Source organism: Cryobacterium sp. 10I1 (genome assembly GCF_035019805.1).
Lineage (GTDB): Bacteria > Actinomycetota > Actinomycetes > Actinomycetales > Microbacteriaceae > Cryobacterium > Cryobacterium glucosi.
Genome location: NZ_JASJVF010000187.1, coordinates 1 through 6,474, shown reverse-complemented (window position 1 = coordinate 6,474; position 6,474 = coordinate 1). Strand labels below are relative to the sequence as shown.

Sequence of the window (6,474 nt, the reverse complement as noted above, 5' to 3'; positions counted from 1 at the left end):
CGCGACAGCCGGGGGAGCAGAAGTAGTGTGTTGCCCCCGCGTGCTCGTAGTGCAGGCTCGTGGGCAGGGCGGCAACCGTCATCCCGCAGACCGGATCGATGGCGCTCGGAGGCTCCAACGTCGCGTCGGCCTCCCCGGGGGACACCGGGAGCGGCAGGGCCCCCGCGGCCCCGGCGAGCCCCGCCGACCGGAGCCTGAAACGTTCGGCGACGAGTTGCGCGAAGACCGAGACCGCGATCTCGCCGGGGGTCCGGCCGCCGAGGTCGAGTCCCGCAGGGTTGAACACCCTGGCGCGTTGCTCGGCGTCGACGTTGAGGGAGGCGAGCACTGCGGAGCCCCGGGTGGGGCTCGCGACGAGCGCGACATAGGGCACCCCCGCGCGGAGGGCCGCCTCGAGGGCGGGTTCCTCTTCCCGGCCATGGGACGCGACGATGAGTGCGGCGTCGTCCCGGCGCGGTGTCGTGGCCGTGCCGGGGGCGCCGATCGTCTCGGTGAGCTCGACGTCGAAGCCGAGGTCGACCCCGATCGTGGCGAGGGCCCGCGCGACCGGTGTCGCGCCGACGACGATGACCCGCGGTGCCGGATGCCACGGCTCGAGGAAGATCTCGACAGCGCCCCCGCTGAGGCACGGGTTCCGCACCTCGACAGCGCCGTCCTCCGCCACGCCGGACGGGTCCCCTGGCACGACCCGGAGCAGGACGGGCTCGCGTGCGGCGAGTTGCCTGAGCCCGTAGTACCGAACGGATGCCTCGACGCAGGCACCGCCGACGAACCCGTCGATCCGGCCGGCGGCATCCACAACGGCGGTGTCGCCGGCGTGCGCGCTCGTCGGACGCTGGGCGCGTACGACGGTGGCGCGGACGAACGGCTCGCGGCGTTCGGTGAGTTCGTGCGCCCTGCGGGCGAGGGCGTCCGGAATCGGTGGCATCGGCACGGCAATCAGATCGGCGGGCGGGGACGACCCTGGATGGCCGCCCACACCCGTGCCGGCGTGCACGGCATGTCCATGTGCGTGATCCCGAACGGGGCGAGGGCGTCGACGACCGCGTTGACGATCGCGGGGGGTGAACCGACCGTCGCGGACTCTCCGATGCCCTTCGCTCCGATCGGGTGGTGCGGCGAGGGGGTCACGGTGTACCCGGTCTCCCAGTCCGGCACCTCCATCGCCGTCGGGATGAGGTAGTCCATGAAGGAGCCGCCGAGGTTGTTGCCCGACTCGTCGAATTCGATGAACTGCATGAGCGCCATGCCGACGCCGTCGGTCAGGCCCCCGTGCACCTGCCCCTCGATGATCATCGGGTTGATCCGGGTACCGCAGTCGTCGACGGCGACGAACCGGCGCACCGTGACGTGCCCGGTGCCGGGGTCGACGTCGACGACGCAGATGTAGGCGCCGAAGGGGAAGGTCAGGTTCGGCGGGTCGTAGGTCACTTCGGCGTCGAGGTTGCCGTCGATCCCCTCCGGCAGGGCTACGGTGCCGTATGCGCCCATCGCGATCTCGGCGATGGTCTTGCCGACACTCGGGTCGCCCTTGACGAACCAGCGGCCCTTCTCCCATTCGAGGTCTTCCGGGCGGGTCTCGAGCATGGCGGCGGCGATGAACCGGGCCTTCTCGCGCACCTTGCGGGCGACGAGGGCCACGGCGGCGCCACTGACCGGGGTCGACCGGCTGCCGTAGGTGCCGAGGCCGAACGGCGTCTGGTCGGTGTCGCCGTGCACGACGTCGATGTCCTCCGGCGGGATGCCGATCTCCTCGGCGACGATCTGGGCGAAGGTCGTCTCGTGGCCCTGGCCCTGGCTCTGCACCGAGATGCGTACCACCGCCTTGCCGGTCGGGTGCACGCGCAGTTCCGCGCCGTCGTTCATGCCGAGGCCGACGATGTCCATGTGCTTGCGCGGGCCGGCACCGACCGTTTCGGTGAAGAACGAGATACCGATGCCCATCAGTTCGCCGCGGTCGCGTTTGGCTTGCTGCTCCCGGCGCAGGTCGTCGTACCCGGCCATCTTCATCGAGAGCCGCAGTGCACGCTCGTAGTCGCCGGAGTCGTACTCCCAGCCGGTCTTGTTCGGATAGGGGAACTGCTCCGGCTTGATCAGGTTCTTCAGGCGCAGTTCCGCCGGGTCCATCTCGAGCTTCGCGGCGAGGATGTCGACGAGCCGCTCCACGAGGTAGACGGCCTCTGTGACCCGGAAGGAGCACGCATATGCGACACCGCCGGGCGCCTTGTTCGTGTAGACGCCGGTTACCGAGCAGTGCGCGGCCTGGAGGTCGTAGCTTCCGGTGAAGATGTGGAAGAAGCCGGCGGGGTATTTCGTGGGCTGCGCCGTGGCGTTGAAGGCACCGTGGTCTGCGAGGACGTTGGTGCGCACGGCGAGGATCCTGCCGTCTTTCGTCGCGGCGATCTCGCCCTGCATGATGTAGTCGCGGGCAAAGGAGGTCGACATCAGGTTCTCCGAGCGGTCCTCCATCCATTTCACCGGTTTGCCGGTCACGATCGAGCCGACGACGGCGAGGATGTAGCCCGGGTAGATTCCGACCTTGTTGCCGAAGCCGCCGCCGATGTCGGGGGAGACGATCCGGATCTTGTGCTCCGGGATGCCCGCGACCATGGCGAACAGGGTCCGGTGGGCGTGCGGGGCCTGGCTCGTCTCGTAGAGTGTGAGCTTGCCGGTCACCGCGTCGAAGTCTGCGACGGCGCCGCAGGTCTCCATGGGAGCCGGGTGCGATCGCGGGTAGACGATCTCCTGGCTGACGACGACGTCTGCTGCGGCGAAGACGGCATCCGTCTCGGCCTTGTTGCCTGCCTCCCAGTCGAAGATATGGTTGTCGGTGCGCCCTTCCATCTCGTCGCGCACGACCGGTGCGTCTGCGTCGAGCGCCTTCCTGGCGTCGACGACAGGCGGGAGCACGTCGTAGTCGACCTCGATGAGTTCGAGTGCGTCCCGGGCGGCGTAGCGGTCCTCCGCGACGACGAAGGCGACCTCCTGGCCCTGGAAGCGCACCTTGTCGGTCACGAGCACCGCCTGCACGTCGGCGGAGAGGGTCGGCGCCCACGCGAGGCCGAGGGCGAGCAGGTCGGCCCCCGTGATGACGGCGACGACGCCCGGGTGGGCGAGGGCTGCGGTCGTGTCGATCGAGACGAGCCGGGCGTGCGCGACCGGTGAGCGCAGGATCGCGCCGTGGAGCATTCCGGGCAGCGTGATGTCGTCGACGTAGTGGCCGCGGCCGCGCACGAAACGGGGGTCTTCCTTGCGTTGCAGCCGGCCGTAGCCGATCGGGCGGCCCTCGTCGTCCGCCGCCGGGTTGGGTGCGTGTTCCTGCAGGATGGTCATGCGGTCACCTCTTCCGGTTCCGTCTGCGAGGCCGGGATCGCCCTGGCCGCTTCCGCGGCGGCGGCGCCCGGTTCCGTGGTCGTGCCCGCCGAGTCGTCGAGCGCTGCGGGGTCGCCACCTGCGGCATCCGCTTCGGTCATGCCCGCCGGGTGGTCTGCTGCCCAGTGCACCGAACGGACGATCGTCGCGTAGCCGGTGCAGCGGCAGATCTGCCCCGAGATCGCCCGGCGGATCTCGGTGTCGTCTGGGTGCGGGTTCACGTCGAGGAGAGCGCGGGCGGTGAGCATCATGCCGGGGGTGCAGAACCCGCACTGCAGCCCGTGTTCCTCCATGAAGCCCTGCTGCACGGGGTCGAGGGTGCCACCGGTGGCGAGGCCTTCGACCGTCGTGATCGCATGACCATCGGCCATCGCCGCGAGCACGGTGCACGACTTCACCGGCTGCCCGTCCATGAGCACGACGCAGGTACCGCAGTTGGAGGTGTCGCAGCCCCAGTGGGTTCCGGTGAGCCTCAACACGTCGCGGATGTAGTGCACGAGCAGGACGCGCGGTTCGACCTCGTTGGTCACGTCGGTCCCGTTCACCGTCATGGTGATCTGCATGGATTCAGCCTTCCTGCGGTGTGGTGGGGTGCCCGGTCGGGCCGGCGAACTCCGCGACACGATCTGTCGCGCGGCGAAGGACGCGGCGGGTGAGCTCGTCGGCGAGGTGCCGCTTGTAGTCGACCGGTCCGCGCTGGTCGGCGACCGGGTCGGCCGCGAGTGCTGCGAGGCGGCCGGCCTCGATGAAGAGCTGCTCGCCGGGGCGTTCACCGCGGAGCAGCTCCGTGACCGCGCCGACGGTGCCGTCGAGCCCCACGGCGGTCAGGCCGACGGATGCCTCCGCGATCGTGCCGTCCTCCGCGAACGAGAGCGCGGCTCCTGCCGCGGCGACGGCCCAGTCGCCGACCCTGCGCTCGACCTTTTCGTATGCGCTTCCTGAGCGCGGCCGGATCGGGATGCGCACTTCGCAGAGCAGCTCATCCGCGGCGACCGCCGTCTCGTAGGCTCCGCGATGGAACTCGGTCATGGTCAGCATCCGCTCGCCGAGGGGACCGCGAACGATCGCCTCGGCACCGAGCACATCGCAGACGGTCGCGAGGTCCTCCGCAGGATCGGCCTGGCAGAGCGAACCTCCGATCGTGCCGCGATTGCGGACGATCGGGTCTGCGATCACTCGCTCGGCGTCGCCGACGATCGGGAAGAGCGCGGCGATCTCAGCGGACTCGAGGAGGGTCGTGTGCCGGGTGAGGGCGCCGATCCGCAACCGGTCTCCGTCCCGCAGCACGAAGTCGAGTTCGAACAGGTCGTTGATGTCGATGAGCCATTCCGGCCTGGCCAGCCGGAGCTTCATCATCGGCAACAGGCTGTGACCGCCCGCGATGATGCGGGCCTCGGGGCCGTACCGGGAGAGCAGTGCGATGGCGTCGTCGACCGTGTCGGCGCGGGCGTATTCGAATGGTGCCGGAATTTGCACGGACCCTCCCCATTGAGGCATGCCCTGCGGAATGGGGGGCACTGGATGCCACACATAGTGGCCCCGGGCCCCAGCGAAGTCAATGACCCGCCGATCGGGCATTTCCTTTCGGTTCATGGCAAAGACCTAGACAACGCACAGGCTTCGGATTAATCTGCCAGCGTCGGCACCCGTGTGTGTGCCGGCCTCCCCGGGAGACGCTGTGCATCACACGTTCTCTCCGCGGTGCTTGACAACATGCAACCGTCATCTGCTCTCGGCGTACCTGCGCAGCGCTTGTCTTCCGGTGCTTCTGTCCCAGCGGTCGTGGCGAGAGCCGATCGTGAAGAGAACAGAGATCATGACCAGGACACTGCACGGAACAGGACTGCACGGAACGGCACGGCACGGAACAGCACGGCACGGAACAGGACTACGCAGGCGGCTCCTCGCGGGGGTGGCGTGCGCCTCCCTCGCGGTGGCGTTCTTCGGCGCCACCCCGGCATCGGCCGGACAGGGATCCGGACACGGCGACGGCGACGGGGAAGGAACAGGCGCGCCGGTGACGCTCGCGGAGGGCCTGCTCGGCCCGCTCAGCCTCGAGGTCGGCCGGCACAACACCGTCTACGTCAGCCAGAACTTCGCCGGCGAACTCACGAGGGTGGCCCGCGACGGAACGACAGCGACCATCGCGAGCGCCCCGGGCGACGAGATCTCCGCGGTCACCGCGCGGAAGGGCACCGTCTACTACGCCCGGGTGGCCCAGGACCACAGCGCGGCCACGCTCAGGTCCATCGCGCCGGACGGCACCGACGCTCAGCTCGCCGACATCTGGGCCTACGAGAATTCGGCGAACCCGGACCAGGACAACAGCTACGGGTTCGTCGACCTCGACCCGGCGTGTGCCGCCCAGTTCGATCCCGCCCAGCCGCCGTTCATTCCGGCGGCGTACACGGGGGTCGTCGACACGCACCCGTACGCGTCGCTCGCCCTCTGGAACGGGGTGTACGTCGCGGATGCCGGCGGGAACGCGATCCTGCACGTCGACTGGGACGGCACGGTGTCCACCACCGCGGTTCTTCCGCCGAGCGACCCGATCACGATCGATGCGGCGATGATCGCGGATATCGGTTTCCCCGCCTGTGCAGCCGGGCACGACTACCGCTTCGAACCGGTTCCGACGGATGTCGAGCTCGGCCCGGACGGTTGGCTCTACGTCACGTCGCTCCCAGGCGGGCCGGAGGACGCGAGCCTCGGCGCGCGCGGCTCGGTGTACCGGGTCGATCCGGACTCCGGTGACGTCGAACTCGTCGCGACCGGGTTCGTCGGTGCGACGGGCCTCGCGGTCTCGCAGGACGACGGCACGATCTACGTCGCCGAGCTGTTCGGGGGTCCGGACGGCACCGGCCAGGTGTCGGTGCTCGATTCCGGTTCGGACACGCCGAGTGCGCTCGTGGCGGTGTCGCAGCCGGCCGCGATCGAGTTGCGCCACGGTGCGCTCTACCTCACGACGGATGCGATCAGTCCGGACGCGAACGGAGCGCCGACCCCGGTCGGCAAACTCGTGCGCATCCCGCTGACGGGTGGCCACGCCGCGAGCGACTCCCTCGACGACACGACAGACTGACTCTCGCCGCCCACCCGGCC

General features: G+C 69.6%; 5 protein-coding genes. 1 reads left to right on the top strand and 4 read right to left on the bottom strand.

All coding sequences use genetic code 11. The annotated features are described in order from the left end of the window. From QN345_RS14070 to QN345_RS14055, 4 genes are all read right to left on the bottom strand, one after another. Positions 1-928, bottom strand: a 928-nt coding sequence (locus QN345_RS14070) for an XdhC family protein (protein ID WP_323508771.1), incomplete at its 3' end; no start/stop codon positions are given. An 11-nt stretch (positions 929-939) separates the two neighbouring features. After that, complete coding sequence (locus QN345_RS14065) at positions 940-3,333, bottom strand: aerobic carbon-monoxide dehydrogenase large subunit (RefSeq protein WP_322140799.1); 2,394 nt, start codon at positions 3,331-3,333, stop codon at positions 940-942. Further along, on the bottom strand, positions 3,330-3,935 hold the full coding sequence (locus QN345_RS14060; protein ID WP_134446460.1) for a (2Fe-2S)-binding protein: 606 nt from the start codon (positions 3,933-3,935) through the stop codon (positions 3,330-3,332). Before QN345_RS14060 ends, QN345_RS14065 begins: the two co-directional genes overlap by 4 nt. 4 nt (positions 3,936-3,939) lie before the next feature. Continuing rightward, complete coding sequence (locus tag QN345_RS14055; protein WP_322135879.1) at positions 3,940-4,848, bottom strand: xanthine dehydrogenase family protein subunit M; 909 nt, start codon at positions 4,846-4,848, stop codon at positions 3,940-3,942. 340 nt (positions 4,849-5,188) lie between these two features. Here QN345_RS14055 and QN345_RS14050 point away from each other — a divergent pair, with 340 nt between their 5' ends. After that, the gene (locus QN345_RS14050; protein WP_134446462.1) at positions 5,189-6,454 is read left to right on the top strand and encodes a ScyD/ScyE family protein; all 1,266 of its coding nucleotides are present in this window, start codon (positions 5,189-5,191) and stop codon (positions 6,452-6,454) included. The last annotated feature ends 20 nt before the right edge of the window (positions 6,455-6,474 follow it).